Source organism: Methylomonas sp. ZR1 (assembly GCF_013141865.1).
Classification (GTDB): Bacteria; Pseudomonadota; Gammaproteobacteria; order Methylococcales; family Methylomonadaceae; genus Methylomonas.
In genome coordinates this window covers 3,670,063-3,682,457 of sequence record NZ_RCST01000001.1, presented here as the reverse complement: position 1 = coordinate 3,682,457, position 12,395 = coordinate 3,670,063, and the positions used below count along the sequence as shown (strand labels likewise).

The 12,395-nt window shown below is 51.7% G+C and carries 17 protein-coding genes; 3 read left to right on the top strand and 14 right to left on the bottom strand.

Annotation, left to right across the window (positions count from 1 at the left end):
- Positions 1-166 precede the first annotated feature (166 nt).
- The 5 genes from DDY07_RS16655 to DDY07_RS24180 all read right to left on the bottom strand — a co-directional run bounded on the left by DDY07_RS16655 (position 167) and on the right by DDY07_RS24180 (position 2,374).
- Positions 167-490 (bottom strand): YqfO family protein, encoded by a 324-nt coding sequence (locus DDY07_RS16655; protein ID WP_171696678.1) that lies wholly within the window; start codon positions 488-490, stop codon positions 167-169.
- Between the two features lie 48 nt (positions 491-538).
- Positions 539-688 carry a hypothetical protein gene (locus DDY07_RS16650; RefSeq protein WP_165385910.1) on the bottom strand — a complete coding sequence of 50 codons (150 nt, stop codon included), beginning with the start codon at positions 686-688 and terminating at the stop codon, positions 539-541.
- Positions 689-697: 9 nt separating this feature from the next.
- Positions 698-1,327 carry a transcriptional repressor LexA gene (gene lexA, locus DDY07_RS16645; protein ID WP_171696677.1) on the bottom strand — a complete coding sequence of 210 codons (630 nt, stop codon included), beginning with the start codon at positions 1,325-1,327 and terminating at the stop codon, positions 698-700.
- A 396-nt stretch (positions 1,328-1,723) separates the two neighbouring features.
- A complete protein-coding gene (locus DDY07_RS16640) occupies positions 1,724-1,984 on the bottom strand; it encodes a hypothetical protein (RefSeq protein ID WP_171696676.1) in 261 nt (86 codons plus the stop codon).
- 183 nt (positions 1,985-2,167) lie between these two features.
- On the bottom strand, positions 2,168-2,374 hold the full coding sequence (locus DDY07_RS24180; RefSeq protein WP_225892983.1) for a winged helix-turn-helix domain-containing protein: 207 nt from the start codon (positions 2,372-2,374) through the stop codon (positions 2,168-2,170).
- Here DDY07_RS24180 and DDY07_RS24175 point away from each other — a divergent pair.
- Complete coding sequence (locus DDY07_RS24175) at positions 2,373-2,744, top strand: hypothetical protein (protein ID WP_253734519.1); 372 nt, start codon at positions 2,373-2,375, stop codon at positions 2,742-2,744. The genes DDY07_RS24180 and DDY07_RS24175 overlap by 2 nt on opposite strands.
- Positions 2,745-2,903: 159 nt before the next feature.
- Here the strand turns inward: DDY07_RS24175 and DDY07_RS16630 are convergent, their stop codons facing one another.
- From DDY07_RS16630 to DDY07_RS16590, 9 genes are all read right to left on the bottom strand, one after another.
- Positions 2,904-3,623, bottom strand: coding sequence for a cytochrome c1 (locus DDY07_RS16630; protein WP_033155859.1), 720 nt, complete (start codon positions 3,621-3,623; stop codon positions 2,904-2,906).
- Between the two features lie 3 nt (positions 3,624-3,626).
- On the bottom strand, positions 3,627-5,024 hold the full coding sequence (locus DDY07_RS16625; RefSeq protein WP_033155860.1) for a cytochrome bc complex cytochrome b subunit: 1,398 nt from the start codon (positions 5,022-5,024) through the stop codon (positions 3,627-3,629).
- The gene (gene petA, locus DDY07_RS16620) at positions 5,021-5,620 is read right to left on the bottom strand and encodes a ubiquinol-cytochrome c reductase iron-sulfur subunit (protein ID WP_033155861.1); all 600 of its coding nucleotides are present in this window, start codon (positions 5,618-5,620) and stop codon (positions 5,021-5,023) included. Before petA ends, DDY07_RS16625 begins: the two co-directional genes overlap by 4 nt.
- A gap of 148 nt (positions 5,621-5,768) precedes the next feature.
- Positions 5,769-6,848: a histidinol-phosphate transaminase gene (gene hisC, locus DDY07_RS16615; protein ID WP_171696674.1), complete on the bottom strand. Its 1,080-nt coding sequence runs from the start codon at positions 6,846-6,848 to the stop codon at positions 5,769-5,771.
- 346 nt (positions 6,849-7,194) lie between these two features.
- Positions 7,195-7,746, bottom strand: coding sequence for a formaldehyde-activating enzyme (fae, locus tag DDY07_RS16610; RefSeq protein ID WP_171696673.1), 552 nt, complete (start codon positions 7,744-7,746; stop codon positions 7,195-7,197).
- Between the two features lie 257 nt (positions 7,747-8,003).
- A complete protein-coding gene (locus tag DDY07_RS16605; RefSeq protein WP_171696672.1) occupies positions 8,004-8,450 on the bottom strand; it encodes an ankyrin repeat domain-containing protein in 447 nt (148 codons plus the stop codon).
- A gap of 5 nt (positions 8,451-8,455) precedes the next feature.
- Positions 8,456-9,136, bottom strand: coding sequence for a hypothetical protein (locus DDY07_RS16600; protein ID WP_171696671.1), 681 nt, complete (start codon positions 9,134-9,136; stop codon positions 8,456-8,458).
- The gene (locus tag DDY07_RS16595; RefSeq protein WP_101051995.1) at positions 9,123-9,905 is read right to left on the bottom strand and encodes a 4Fe4S-binding leucine-rich repeat protein; all 783 of its coding nucleotides are present in this window, start codon (positions 9,903-9,905) and stop codon (positions 9,123-9,125) included. The genes DDY07_RS16600 and DDY07_RS16595 overlap by 14 nt, the downstream gene beginning before the upstream one ends.
- Entirely contained in the window at positions 9,906-10,460 is a 555-nt protein-coding gene (locus DDY07_RS16590) for a flavodoxin (RefSeq protein ID WP_171696670.1), read from the bottom strand. It lies immediately after the preceding gene.
- Between the two features lie 363 nt (positions 10,461-10,823).
- On the opposite strand from DDY07_RS16590, the gene DDY07_RS16585 reads away from it, so the two are divergent.
- On the top strand, positions 10,824-11,822 hold the full coding sequence (locus tag DDY07_RS16585) for a hypothetical protein (protein WP_171696669.1): 999 nt from the start codon (positions 10,824-10,826) through the stop codon (positions 11,820-11,822).
- 179 nt (positions 11,823-12,001) lie between these two features.
- Entirely contained in the window at positions 12,002-12,379 is a 378-nt protein-coding gene (locus DDY07_RS16580) for a hypothetical protein (protein WP_033155869.1), read from the top strand.
- Positions 12,380-12,395: the final 16 nt, after the last annotated feature.

Here is a 12,395-nt window from a genome sequence, read left to right as displayed (position 1 = left end):
TTCAAAAAACTGGATTCCCTATTGTGGGAATGACGGGTCTATCAAGACATAAAAACCGACGATAGGCCATTTTACCAGCGAGTGGCAATCGATAGATTTCGTCTGGATGGCTTGGAGTCCCAATGGAATCAGCTTGTGCACAGATCCTAAAACTGATTTGAACAGGCTAGGATAAGTCTGCGACGCTGAGGATCTTATAAACCTCGTAGGCCGGCTGCTGATAGGGATGGCAAGCCAGCAAGGTTCGCACCACCGTTTTTATCAAATCATCGGCGCAGACCATTTCTATCTTATATTCGGCGACCTGCTCAATTTTACCGATACTGCCCAGATAGGGTTCGCTACCGGTAAGAGGCCGGAATTGGCCCTCTCCCAGCACTTGCCAGGCGCAACTATCATAATCGCCGATACGCCCGGCGCCCTGCTCGAACAACGCTTGTTTCAGCTGTTCGGCATGGCTCACCGGCACATAAAAACTCAGCTTATACATCGTGCTGGGTGCCAGGTGACCATGCCATGCAGCTTATGGTTACGAACATCAGCCGGTAGCCAGTAAAAACACGCCCCACAGTACCACTACCAACGTAATTTCCTCGATCATGTTGATGGCGGCCTGTCGGTCCGCTCTGTTCAGCATGGCTGTTTGATTGGCTTTTTGATCGCGCATATGAACGGATTGATGAAGCATAATCTCCTCCTAGTGGTGGTTGGTATAGCTACGCATTTGTCCGACTAATACCCCTTGTATTTCCACTTGCTCGGGCCGGTAACGCATGGCCTGCATCGTGGAATTGGCGGGGATTAGCAGGGTTTCGTGTGGATACTGTTCAATAAATTTCAATGTTGCTTCGGCTTTTTCGACCAATGCTACGACGATTTCGCCGTTACGGGCATGGCTGCGTTGTTCGATGATGACCCAGTCACCGTCGAAGATGCCTTCTTCCTGCATCGAATCGCCCTTTACTTTCAGTACATAACAAGGGTTCTCGGTTTTCAATTCTTCCGGCACTGCCATATAAGAAATGTTTTCGATCGCTTCTATCGGCCGGCCGGCGGCTATGGTGCCGACAAAAGGCAGCATGCCGGATGCCTCGGTTTTGTTGACCAGCGATTTGGCATGCTCGGTCAGGCGGATGCCGCGTTGCTTGCGCTGCGGTGCTTCGATCAAATCGGCATCGATTAGCGCCTTAATCTGACTATGCAATGAACCGCGTGATTTCAAGCCCATCGCCGCGCACAATTCTTCCAATGTCGGCGGATGACTGAATCGCTCCTGATTTTGTAGCAGGAAGTCGAAAATTTCTTGTTGTTTACGGGTAAGCGTCATATTTGTTCTGTGTTTGTTTTAATAAAGCATACAACTAAAACAAATGCAGAACAAATAATTTTTTTCGTTACCGGAAAAATTTTCTATCGATGGGCTGTTGCTGCTTGGGTGAGGTAAGGCGGTCTTCTCGAAACCGCTATGGTTAATCCGCTTCTTAAGTTTCTTGAGGTCGTCATTCCCGAGAAGAGGGGGCTCCAGTGCGGCAACTGGGCTCCCGGCTTTGCGGGAGCGAGCTTATTGAGGCGCGGCGTTAATAGCTGTTGCGTATATGTCAGTGGGACTGAAACACGTCATTCCACAAAAAACGTATTTTCGGAGTGATTGCAACTATGGGGGCAAGCAGATATTCGTTGCTGGCGTTCCTGAGGGACGGAGGACTCGCGTTTATCGAAAGTGCTATTTATTTGTGTCAGTGACGCATTTTTTGGTGAAGCTGTTTTTGGCCGCTCCTTTCAAGGTTTTCTCGGCCGCTTTTGCATCGCAACTGGCTTTGGCGGCAGCGATCTTGGCGTCTTTCTCGCATTTTTTAAGAAAGCTATTTTTGGCGGCGCCGGCCAGCTTTTTTTCAGTCGCCTTCGCTTCGCAATCTGCGTCGGCCGCATACGCCGTTTGGCCTAAGAACAATAAAGCTACGATTGCCAAAATAATGTTTTTCATTGTTTATCCTCCGAATAATTGATAGTGCGCTTATTCGGTCATTGCTGAGGTTTGGATGGCTCTCGCAATTGACCGTCTGTTGCTTGTCGTTTAAAGCCAGAGGTCTTTATGCCTCAACAATCGTTATTTTCATGGCAAGCGGCTAAGTGTTGCGTGAGGAACGATTTTCTCAGCCGCAAAATACTAGCCCTTCAGCACGATGGTTTCGACTTGGTCACCACCTCTGGCCGACAGCGTGATTTTGTCCTCTTGAGCTAACCAACCGATACTTCTTTGAATGACGGCCTCTTCCTCCGGCAGTACATAAACTAATTTGGCAACCGGTGTCGCGCCGTTTTCAGCCAAATGATGCCAGATAACGCCAGCGGTCAAACCTATGCGTTCAAGCATGGAAATCTCGACTGGCGCAGTGCCACTTGGCTCGGCTTCCACATTAGGCTCTACTTTGGCGGCCTTTGGTTTTGGATTGGCTTTTTTCGTGGCTGCTTTGGCTGCGGCAGCTTCCGGCGCTTTTTCGATACTTTCCGGGGCAGCCGGTGCTTCAGCCGTTGTTTTTACGGCTTTAGGCGTTGTAGTTGCTTTGGGTTTAGCTTTGGTTTTGCCCGGTGCGGCGGAGGCTTCTTGTGCTGTTTTAACGGCAACGGATTTGGCAGGGGATTTTTTAGTCGCTTTCGCTGGAGCGGGCTTTTCAGCGGTAGAGACTGGTGTTTCGGAGGTAGGCGTAGTTTTTTTCATATTAGCTTTCGACGGTCAAGGATAGAGTTGTTTCCAGCGTTAGAGCTTAGCGCATGGCTATACTGGGAGTTTAACCGAGATTTTAACCGGATTTACAAATCGATTGCTTGTTAAACCCTTGGTCATAAAAAAACCGGTATCAGCTTAGCCGATACCGGTTTGATATAACGCGCTTAAGCTGTGATTAGTGTACGTCTTTCCAGTACTCTTTTTTCAGCAGATAAGCTAGAGCGATAAACATCAGGATAAAGAACAGCACGTATTTACCCATTTGTTGTCTTTCCAACTGTACCGGTTCACCGACGTAAACCAGGAAGTTGACCAGATCGTTGACCATTTTGTCGAATTCCTGGGGTGTCATTTGGCCGGGTTGATCCAGTTTCAGACCAGTAATCACGTCATGGCCGTCGATTTTCTGCGTAATTGCCGACTGCGTACCTTGCAGTTGCCAGAACACGTTGGGCATACCGACATCAGGGAATACCGCGTTGTTAACGCCTAAAGGTTTTCCCGGTTCCGCATAGAAGCTGCGCAGGTAGGTATATAGCCAGTCGGCACCGCGCGAACGGGCGATCAGCGATAAATCCGGCGGTGTGGTGCCGAACCATTTTTCCGCGTCGTGCGCGTTCATGGCTGAATGCATCTGATCGTAAATGCCGGCCCCGAAAGGCGCCACCACTTTCAGAACTTCCGCTTCATCTAGTTTCAAATCGATCGCGATACGTTTGTAGCGGATGTGTTTTGCCGAATGACAGCCCAAACAATAAGTGACGTAATACTTCGCGCCGCGCTCCATCGACAGGTTGTCGCTCAAGTCGATGTCGGCGCTATCCAGTTTGACGCCGCCACTGGCCAGCACGTTGAAAGGCAGCAAAAACAAAAGAGTGTAGAGTATTTTTTTCATGGCTTAATCCAGGCTCTTTTTTAGGTTTTTTGCAAAACGAATCAGCACGGCTGAGATGCCGGACCAGTTCGGCCTTTTCTTAGCGATAGTGCCCCCCATATTGTCGGGAACTTGCTGTACCTCAACGACTTCATCGACTAAGGCCAGCAGAGCGGGAATGCGATCCTCCAGGCTAGGCTGGTTGGTCAGGCGATTCGGTACCGGTTTGGTTTTTTCCCAGCGGGTATATAAAGGCATCAACAGGAAAAATCCGAAGTAAACGGCGGTCAATATCCGCGCAACCGTCGTGGCGCCTGGCGTAGCAGGCTGGGTACCCAAATAACCCAAGCCGATAAACGCCACTACAAACAATGCCACGGCTTTTTTGAAGATGCCGCCACGGTAACGGATAGACTTGACCGGGCTACGATCCAGCCAAGGCAGCATGAACAGCACCACAATCGCGCCGCCCATCGCAATCACGCCGGCAAACTTATCCGGTACCGCGCGCAAAATGGCGTAGAACGGGGTGAAATACCAGACCGGGGCGATATGTTCCGGGGTTTTCAATGGGTCAGCCGGGATAAAGTTGGCATGCTCCAGAAAGTAGCCGCCTAATTCCGGCATGTAGAAAATCACCGTGGCGAAGAAGAACATGAACACGCCGACGCCGACGATGTCCTTGACCGTGTAGTACGGATGGAAGGGAATGCCGTCGACAGGATGTCCCCAAGGGTCCTTTGATTGCTTGATTTCAACGCCGTCGGGGTTGTTGGAACCCACTTCGTGCAAAGCCACGATGTGCAGGAATACCAGGATCAGCAATACCAGCGGCACAGCGATGACGTGAAACGCAAAAAAGCGGTTCAAGGTGGCGTCGGAAACTACATAGTCGCCACGTACCCACAGCGATAACTCGTCGCCGATCACTGGAATCGCGCTAAACAAGGAGATAATTACCTGCGCGCCCCAGTAAGACATTTGGCCCCAAGGCAGCAGGTAACCCATAAACGCTTCGGCCATCAAACAGACGAAGATCAGCATGCCGAAAATCCAGATCAGTTCGCGCGGTTGCTTGAACGAGCCGTAAATCAGGCCGCGGAACATGTGCAGATAGACGACGATGAAGAACGCCGAGGCGCCGGTGGAATGCATGTAACGCACCAGCCAACCCCAGTTGACGTCGCGCATGATGTATTCGACCGAATCGAAAGCCAGTTTGGCGTCCGGCTTGTAGTTCATGGTCAGCAAAATGCCGGTGATGAACTGGTTGACGAGCACGAACAGAGCCAGAGACCCAAAGAAATACCAGATGTTAAAGTTTTTGGGCGCGTAGTAGTGCGCCATGTGTTCATTCCACAAATCGGAGAGTGGAAAGCGCTCCAGCAGCCATTCGCTGCATTGATTCATTTTACGCTTCATGCTTTGTCTGCCTCGCTGTCTTCGCCCACGACAATCAGATTGTCTGTTTCATATCGATAAGGCGGTATTTCAAGATTGGTAGGGGCGGGAACGCCACGATACACACGACCGGCCAGATCGAACCAGGAGCCATGACACGGGCAAAAGAAACCACCTTTCCAGTCCGGGCCTAAATCATTAGGGGCAATTTCCGGGCGAAACGTAGGCGAGCAGCCTAAGTGCGTGCATAGGCCGACCGCGACAAAAATTTCCGGTTTAATGGAGCGCAGCGGATTTTTGCTGTTCTCCGGCTGCATGGATTCGTTGGATACCGGGTCAGCCAGTTTGCTGTCCAGCGTCGCCAGAGTGGATATAACCTCCGGCGTCCGGTTCAAGACCCACACCGGCTTCCCTCGCCAAGCTACACGAATTAGCTGGCCGGGTTCCATCTTGCTGATATCGACATCGACGGGGGCTCCTGCTGCCATGGCCTTGGCGCTAGGTTGCATTTGCGAGAGAAAAGGGACGGCTAAATAGCCGGCACCCACTGCACCAACCACCGACAGTGCCGAGGTCAGAAACTGGCGTTTGGAATGATCGACGCCTTCGTGGTTCATAAGTAACACTCCTGATGATGTGATGTATATCGCGATACATCGATTATTATAATTTTCAGCAAATATACCCTACTGTCCGTGATTATTGAAATTGTTCTTGCGACAGCGCTATTCAAGGGTTTCAGGCGTTTGCGGATGCTGAGAATTATCACTTTAAAGCAACTGCCAGCGCGTTTAGAAAGGCTTGATTTTCTTCCGGTTTCCCGATGGTGACGCGCAGGCAATTGTGTAACAGCCCGCCTTGCGGGGACAGATTCTTGATCAACACGCCTTGCGACTTCAATGAAGCAAATACGTCGTCTGCGGCTTTGTTGAGGGTGCGGAACAATATGAAGTTAGCGGCGCTGGGGTAGGCGTGGACGCCGGGTGTCTCGTCTAAGGCTTGAAGAACTAAAGCGCGCTCCGCTCGCAGCGTTTGGGTTTGTTCTAACAGAAACTCGCCATGATCCAACGCAAAGCCCACCGTGATTTGGGTCAGACTATTGATATTGTATGGTAAGCGGACTTTATGCAGCTGCTCCACAATGGCCGCATCGCCGGCCAGAAACCCCAGGCGTAAGCCGGCCAGCCCCAGTTTGGAAACGGTACGCATCACCAGTAAATTAGGATAATGTCCTAGCTCGCCGATAAAACTGGCGTCGGCAAACGGCGCATACGCTTCGTCGACCACGACCAAGCCCGGTGCAAGGCTGAGTATTTCCTTGATGGCGTCGGCATCGAATAAGTTGCCGGTGGGGTTGTTGGGATAGGCGATAAAAATCAGGGAGGGTCGCGATTCGGCAATCGCTGCGCGCATAGCCGGCATGTCCAGTTCAAAACTGTTTGCCTGCAACGGCACGCCAAGGTAACGCAGGCCCAGGCTTTGCGCCACTTGCTTGTACATCACAAATCCGGGTTCCGGTGCCAACACAGTGGCATCGGCGCTCAGAGCCATCAGCAATATTTGAATGATCTCGTCCGAGCCGTTGCCGAGCAGCAAGGCCGCTTGCTCCGGTATGCCGTTCGCTCGGCGCAATGCGGCCGCCAGGGCCTTGGCTTCCGGGTCCGGGTAGCGGTTGATCGGGCAGGTTTTCAGTGATTCCAACCAGCGTGTTTGAATGTCTTCCGGCCAGCTATAAGGATTTTCCATGGCATCGAGTTTGATGAAGTTACTGGCATCGGCGACATGGTAGGCCGACATGGAGAGAACTTCTGAGCGGAACAGCGTTTCGAGCGGTTGGGTTGGCATGTGGTCAAACTCTGCGGAATTGGAACGAGCGGCATGGATATTACACCCTAGCAAACTGGGCTGGCCGCGAGGGCAAAAAAATCGGCGGATTTTAACAAAGCGGAGGGCGAACGTATAAACTTGAAAACCAGCCTCTTGCGTCTCCGTTGACGCGAATCGCTCGCTGCGGTGCGGGCGGATACGGCGCGGGATAATAACACTGCTTGCTGGAGGTGGCAAAGGGATTAGGCTGCAGAGCGGGCGGATTAGCCTGTGAATGCGATGATGCTTGGACAATACGCTTCTATGATGAATCAAGCAGTCAGGTTGCCGCTATTGCGGCAACCTTAGGAATTGCTTTATAAGCCTACCACTGTGATTCGCCAGTTTCCGGGTCGTACATTTCGTGGAATATTTTGTGGCGGTTGGCGATCAATTCGTCGATGCTCGGCGAGTTGCTCATCGCTCGGGAAATTGCCAGCTTCATGGCTTCATAGTTGGTGCGGTACAAATCCTTGCGGTCCAGCTCTGGGTTTTCCGCGCAGGAGGGATCTATCCAGATCATGGCGATGATGCACAACTCGTTGGCTTGCAGGCGCGGAATGACGCCGTCGGCGACGCTATCGATGACTGCGTCGGCGACCGCCGACTGTACCGGACCGCCCAACAAATTGACGTAAGCCGAGGATTTGATTGTGACTTTCGGCACCATGATGGTGGCCGGACGCACTTGTTGGTTGGTGGCGCGGATCGCAAACATGCGCGTGTGGCCGGCGGTTTGGCCCATCAGATTGGCAAAAGCATGGCCGGCCGGGCCTTTGACGTCGCCAATCAGAATTTCCGGCATGGCGTCGGTACCTTGCCCTTCGCTGGAAAATACGGTGGCTTCGCCGGTTCTAAACCAATAAGAGTCTGACATGGTGCGTCCTCGGAGTATGTTGAGAAAGGCCGCATTCTATGCCCGCGCTGGGATCGCGGCAATAGGCGGACTCCGGCTTAGGGTTTAGATTGGTGGCTAAGCATGCGGGTGTAGCGCTGTTATTGCATGCGATCCCGATACGCGCAGGTAAGGCTGGAAGGTTGTGAGACGGCGCAACCACTCCAGCGTAGCTGCTGGTCTCCCGCCTTCGCGAGAGTGCCACTATTTAGGGTAAGAGTGAATAATGTCCGGTTACGCTATGCCTGCACGGCTTTCATCGCACTACGCAACAACTGCAAACATTGGCGATTGGCGGCTAGGTCCAGCGCGCTGAAATCGTCCTGCGTGGTCAGTAGCGGATCGGCGCCGGCTTCCAGTAATTGCTTGACCACCGCGTGCTTGCCACTGGATGATGCATAAGTCAGCGCGCTGGCACCGCTCGGGTTTTGATAGTTAATATCGATGCCGGCTCCCAGTAACAAGCCGATGCAATCGCCGGCTTCGGCAAAACATGCGGCCCACAGCGCGTTGTTGCCGTAAGTGTCCAGCGCCGTAAGATCTGCACCTTGCTCCAACAGATAGGTCAGCACGTCGCTCCGGCCTTGTTGGGCGGACAGAATCAATGGGTGTTTGCCGTGTGGGTTGAGGCCTAATTGAAAGCCATTTTCCAGTAGCCAGGCATCTATTTCGGGCGTAAGAGGCATACAGATCAGACCAGAGAAGGGCGGTGGAGTAAGGACAGATGGCCGACACCGGCGGTTTTCAGTTTGTCGGCCAATTCGTGACGGGCTAGTTCGCCTTTGCCGCGCAGATACTTCAATTCGCTACCGGTCAGCAAGGTGATGGCAACCAGTTTTATCTCTCCACCCGCCAGCGCTAGGGTTTTGCCAGGTTCGCTGTTAGCGCCTAGCAGTGCGCCGATTTGCCCGCGGCCGTCCTTGATATGGTCGATTGCGAATTCCATCGATAATAGCTCGCCGTTCAACAGCCGTTCGCTCAAACGCGGAAAGCCGGCCAGGGTGTGGCTAACTTCGGCGGTTAAAGGAAATAACCAGGTGTCGGCGAGTTTGCTGAGCGGCGCATCGGTGGCGGTGCCGGAGTCCGGACTTTCGATAAACACTTCCAGGCCCAGGCCGGTTTCCGGTCGGTCGCGCTCAACCCAGGGATCGGATAAACCATCCGAGATCACGCAGGCGTTCTGGCCATGCCGTGCCGCCAGCCAGGCTGCGCCGGCCGGCCATTCCGGCCCGTCGCTCATCGGCCCCATCAGCGAGGTCAGGGCCGCCAATTCAGAACCCAGTTGTTCCTGCAGCGCTTGATGGCGAGATTCGGTCGCCATGCGCAATCGATCCGCATAAGTCAGGCCGACGATGTGTTCAGTTTGCTGCATGCGCCGTCTCCATGGTTAGGGCTTCCCAGCGCTCGCGGGCGGTAAAGCTGACTTCTTCGTCGGCATCGTCGAGCATCTGTTTCAGCAGTTCCGGCTCGGCGCGCAAGGCCACCTCGTAACGTACGGTCCAGTCTTCGTCTTTACTCATCATGACCAGATCGTCGACGTCCATGCGCTGCGCGACGATGCGGCGGATGTTGACTTCGTGATCTTCGGCCATCAAGCCCAAACTGACACTGGGTATGCGTTCGGCGACGGTGCGGCGCACCTCATTGTCCGGGTCGGCGACCAGGCGGAACAGCCGCCCGGCGGGCAAGCGCTTGGCCACGTAGGTTCGCACCAAATAATCCGGGTCGTTGGCCATCAGTTCAAGTTGCGTTTCGGGCAGACGATCAGCTACGGTGACCCGGACTTCTCTGTCGCTGTCCTGACTCAGCTCCAGTAGCCAGTCAACGGGGATGCGGTAGGCCAATACCCGGCGCACCGCTTCGTCGGGATCGGTTAGTAGCGGGCGTAAATGATTGGTGGGGAGATAGCGGGCGGCGATTGCCCGGCGTTCCCAGAACGGATCATTGGCGTAATTCGGCGCGAAGCCCGGATGAACTTTAAAAAAACGGTCGATTTGCCGGCCGCTTTCGGCGACCACACAGCGGTCGCCCGGTTTGCAAGTGCCGGCAGCCAATAAGCTATCCCGGTAAGTACAAGTCGAGCAGTCGGCTAACGGGGTTAGATCCACGGAATCGTGCTCTGCTAGGGATGAGGCCACCATTTAGGCGGCCTCCGCTAAGACCGGCAGTAGCTGTGGCGTGATTTGCGCCAGCCAGATTCGAATGCGCTCGTCGGTCAAATGCGGTTGACCGCGTTGATCCAGCACTAGGCCGACGAATTGGTTGTCGATTATCGAGTCGGAATGTTCGAAAGTGTAGCCTTCGGTACTCCAGCGGCCGATCATTTCGGCACCGTAGCCGTAAAACACCCGGTAAAGCTGGATCAGCGAGCTGGCGAAACGCGAAGCGTAGCGTTCTTGATGGCCCAAGCCGAACAGCGCGATGCGTTTGCCGGAGAGATCGGCGCCGTCCAGGGAAGGTACGAACTCTTGCCAGCTGCGTTCCTGGCATCCGGCTCCCAGGCCCGGCAAGTCGCCTATGCCATAGCTCGGGGTGCCTAAAATCAGCGCGTCGTACTGCAATAATTCTTCGGGTTTTACTCGATTGATATTTTTGGGCTTGTCGGCCAGCTCTTCGCCCAACAGACTAAAAATTTTTTTTGCCACCAGTCGGGTGCTGCCGGTATCCGTTCCGAAAAAAATGCCGATTTTGCTCATAAATCACCTGTGATCGAGAGTGCGGGATAAGGCTTGTGCAGCCGTTTTAAACTTCTCAGCAAATTTTGATCCAGATTCAAAAATAACCGGCGCATCTGGTTTTTTGTTTTATATCAGTTAGATAGGATTTTTTGCCGTATTTTCAGGTTGAGGTCTGTGCAGGCATGTCTACAATTGCCAGACCGATGGGGTGATTTGTGACACGGCGGCCGGCGTTATCCGTTAGGTTCAGGGTGGATTGTTAGCGTCAAGATGCGGCTCTTCAGTGAGCTAAACGCCAGTTTTTAGTGCAAGCTGATTGCGTGGTTATTTTGAATTTAGCCAAGTACATTCATTACCGTAATAAATATTCAAGGACGCCATATGGCAATTCTGCGCTGTAACAATTGTGCCTATTTACGTGAGGTGACGAACGAGCATGTGGGCAAAACGGTTAAGTGTCCGGTTTGCGAACAAGCCTCGGCAATTCACGATACCGTGGTTTTTGTGAAGAAACTGATCGATAAATACGGGGTGCTACTGGCTAAATACCGTGAGTTGGAACAGGCGAGTAATCCTGTAACGGAAATGGCGCCATCCGATATTCGCTTGCCTAAAGACGAAGAGGTGGATTTGCACAACACTGCTGTGATGACTAACAGTATGCAGTACAAACCCATCATCAGCTGGTTCGAACGTAAAAATATCCAGGTCGAAGTAAATCATAACGCCTTGGATACGCAAGGTTTTTATGATGAAGTAGCGGTTGAATTGGGCGATAACTTTCCGGTTTTGCAGGATGTACTGGATAGAATTAGGAAAGCCCAAAGAAATAACTACGCATCGGTTGTTTTGAATTTAAGCGATTACAGTCAAAATCAAATTAAAACCATTACCGGCTTTTGTAAAAACCTTTACGAATTCTCGTTTGTCGCCAAGTATTTTTATAATAAAAATGAAAAGAGAGTCCATCTGACATTACAGAGTATGTCGGCCATTGTCGGGTTTTTTAATGGTGAATGGTTGGAGTGGTACGTGTTTATGAAATTGCTGAAACATTTCTACGAAAGCAAAGGGCTTTTCTCTTGCTTAAGAAGCTTTAATATTCAGTTTGCGAACGAAGATAAATATGAAGTGGATGTATTTTTTCTAATTAATGGGCGTATACCGGTATTTATAGAATGTAAATCCGGAGAATTTCGTTCCTTTATCGACAAGTACTGCAAAATGCGGCGCAGGCTGGATATTGCCAAGGAAAACTTTCTGTTACTGGTCTTGGGTGTTAGTGATGAGCAGGTGTTGGGATTGACTAAAATGTACGATATTACCTTCGTCAATGAAGCCGGCTTTATCAAACATATTGCCGGCTTGGCGTCGCAATAAATTATACCTCTTAATATTTGTGGTAATTAGGCTATTTTTCCCGGTTTTGCTGCTATTTTCAGAATCTATGGTAGGATGAAAAGGCTTTGAGCAAGCAACCGGATTAAAATATACAGTCATAAATTTGTAATTTTAATGTGGTTTAAAAAAACACTTAGTTATCAATTGATAGGATTTGTATGAACACAGTAAAAAAAACCTTGGCTTCATTTTTGGTGATCGCCGCAGCATTGGTTTCCACATCCGCTAATGCAAACAGCGCTGGCGACGCCAAAGTACGTGCAGCCGGTGAAGCTACCGTTGCCAAAGTAGAAGAAGCTGTAAGCTTGTTGGAAAAAGGCGACAAAGAAGGTACTTTGAAAGCGCTGGGCGACGTTCGCCAGTCGCAAAAAGAGTTCCGTTATGAGCAAACCGAGCGTTTGCGTCAAAGAGCTGGCGACAAACTGAAAGTTGCCCGCGATGAGATCGAAAAAGGTGATGCCAACGCCGTAGCCAGCTTGAAAGCGACTCTGGACCTTTACAAAGAAATGATGAAAGTTTACAGCGCCGCTCACTAAGGACGCATCTAATTAA

Bases quoted from the DNA above. Each gene is read 5' to 3' on its own strand.
- DDY07_RS16655 (WP_171696678.1), bottom strand. From the start codon at position 490: ATGTATAAGCTGAGTTTTTATGTGCCGGTGAGCCATGCCGAACAGCTG.
- DDY07_RS16650 (WP_165385910.1), bottom strand. From the start codon at position 688: ATGCTTCATCAATCCGTTCATATGCGCGATCAAAAAGCCAATCAAACA.
- lexA (WP_171696677.1), bottom strand. From the start codon at position 1,327: ATGACGCTTACCCGTAAACAACAAGAAATTTTCGACTTCCTGCTACAA.
- DDY07_RS16640 (WP_171696676.1), bottom strand. From the start codon at position 1,984: ATGAAAAACATTATTTTGGCAATCGTAGCTTTATTGTTCTTAGGCCAA.
- DDY07_RS24175 (WP_253734519.1), top strand. From the start codon at position 2,373: ATGGAAATCTCGACTGGCGCAGTGCCACTTGGCTCGGCTTCCACATTA.
- DDY07_RS24180 (WP_225892983.1), bottom strand. From the start codon at position 2,374: ATGCTTGAACGCATAGGTTTGACCGCTGGCGTTATCTGGCATCATTTG.
- DDY07_RS16630 (WP_033155859.1), bottom strand. From the start codon at position 3,623: ATGAAAAAAATACTCTACACTCTTTTGTTTTTGCTGCCTTTCAACGTG.
- DDY07_RS16625 (WP_033155860.1), bottom strand. From the start codon at position 5,024: ATGAAGCGTAAAATGAATCAATGCAGCGAATGGCTGCTGGAGCGCTTT.
- petA (WP_033155861.1), bottom strand. From the start codon at position 5,620: ATGAACCACGAAGGCGTCGATCATTCCAAACGCCAGTTTCTGACCTCG.
- hisC (WP_171696674.1), bottom strand. From the start codon at position 6,848: ATGCCAACCCAACCGCTCGAAACGCTGTTCCGCTCAGAAGTTCTCTCC.
- fae (WP_171696673.1), bottom strand. From the start codon at position 7,746: ATGTCAGACTCTTATTGGTTTAGAACCGGCGAAGCCACCGTATTTTCC.
- DDY07_RS16605 (WP_171696672.1), bottom strand. From the start codon at position 8,450: ATGCCTCTTACGCCCGAAATAGATGCCTGGCTACTGGAAAATGGCTTT.
- DDY07_RS16600 (WP_171696671.1), bottom strand. From the start codon at position 9,136: ATGCAGCAAACTGAACACATCGTCGGCCTGACTTATGCGGATCGATTG.
- DDY07_RS16595 (WP_101051995.1), bottom strand. From the start codon at position 9,905: ATGGTGGCCTCATCCCTAGCAGAGCACGATTCCGTGGATCTAACCCCG.
- DDY07_RS16590 (WP_171696670.1), bottom strand. From the start codon at position 10,460: ATGAGCAAAATCGGCATTTTTTTCGGAACGGATACCGGCAGCACCCGA.
- DDY07_RS16585 (WP_171696669.1), top strand. From the start codon at position 10,824: ATGGCAATTCTGCGCTGTAACAATTGTGCCTATTTACGTGAGGTGACG.
- DDY07_RS16580 (WP_033155869.1), top strand. From the start codon at position 12,002: ATGAACACAGTAAAAAAAACCTTGGCTTCATTTTTGGTGATCGCCGCA.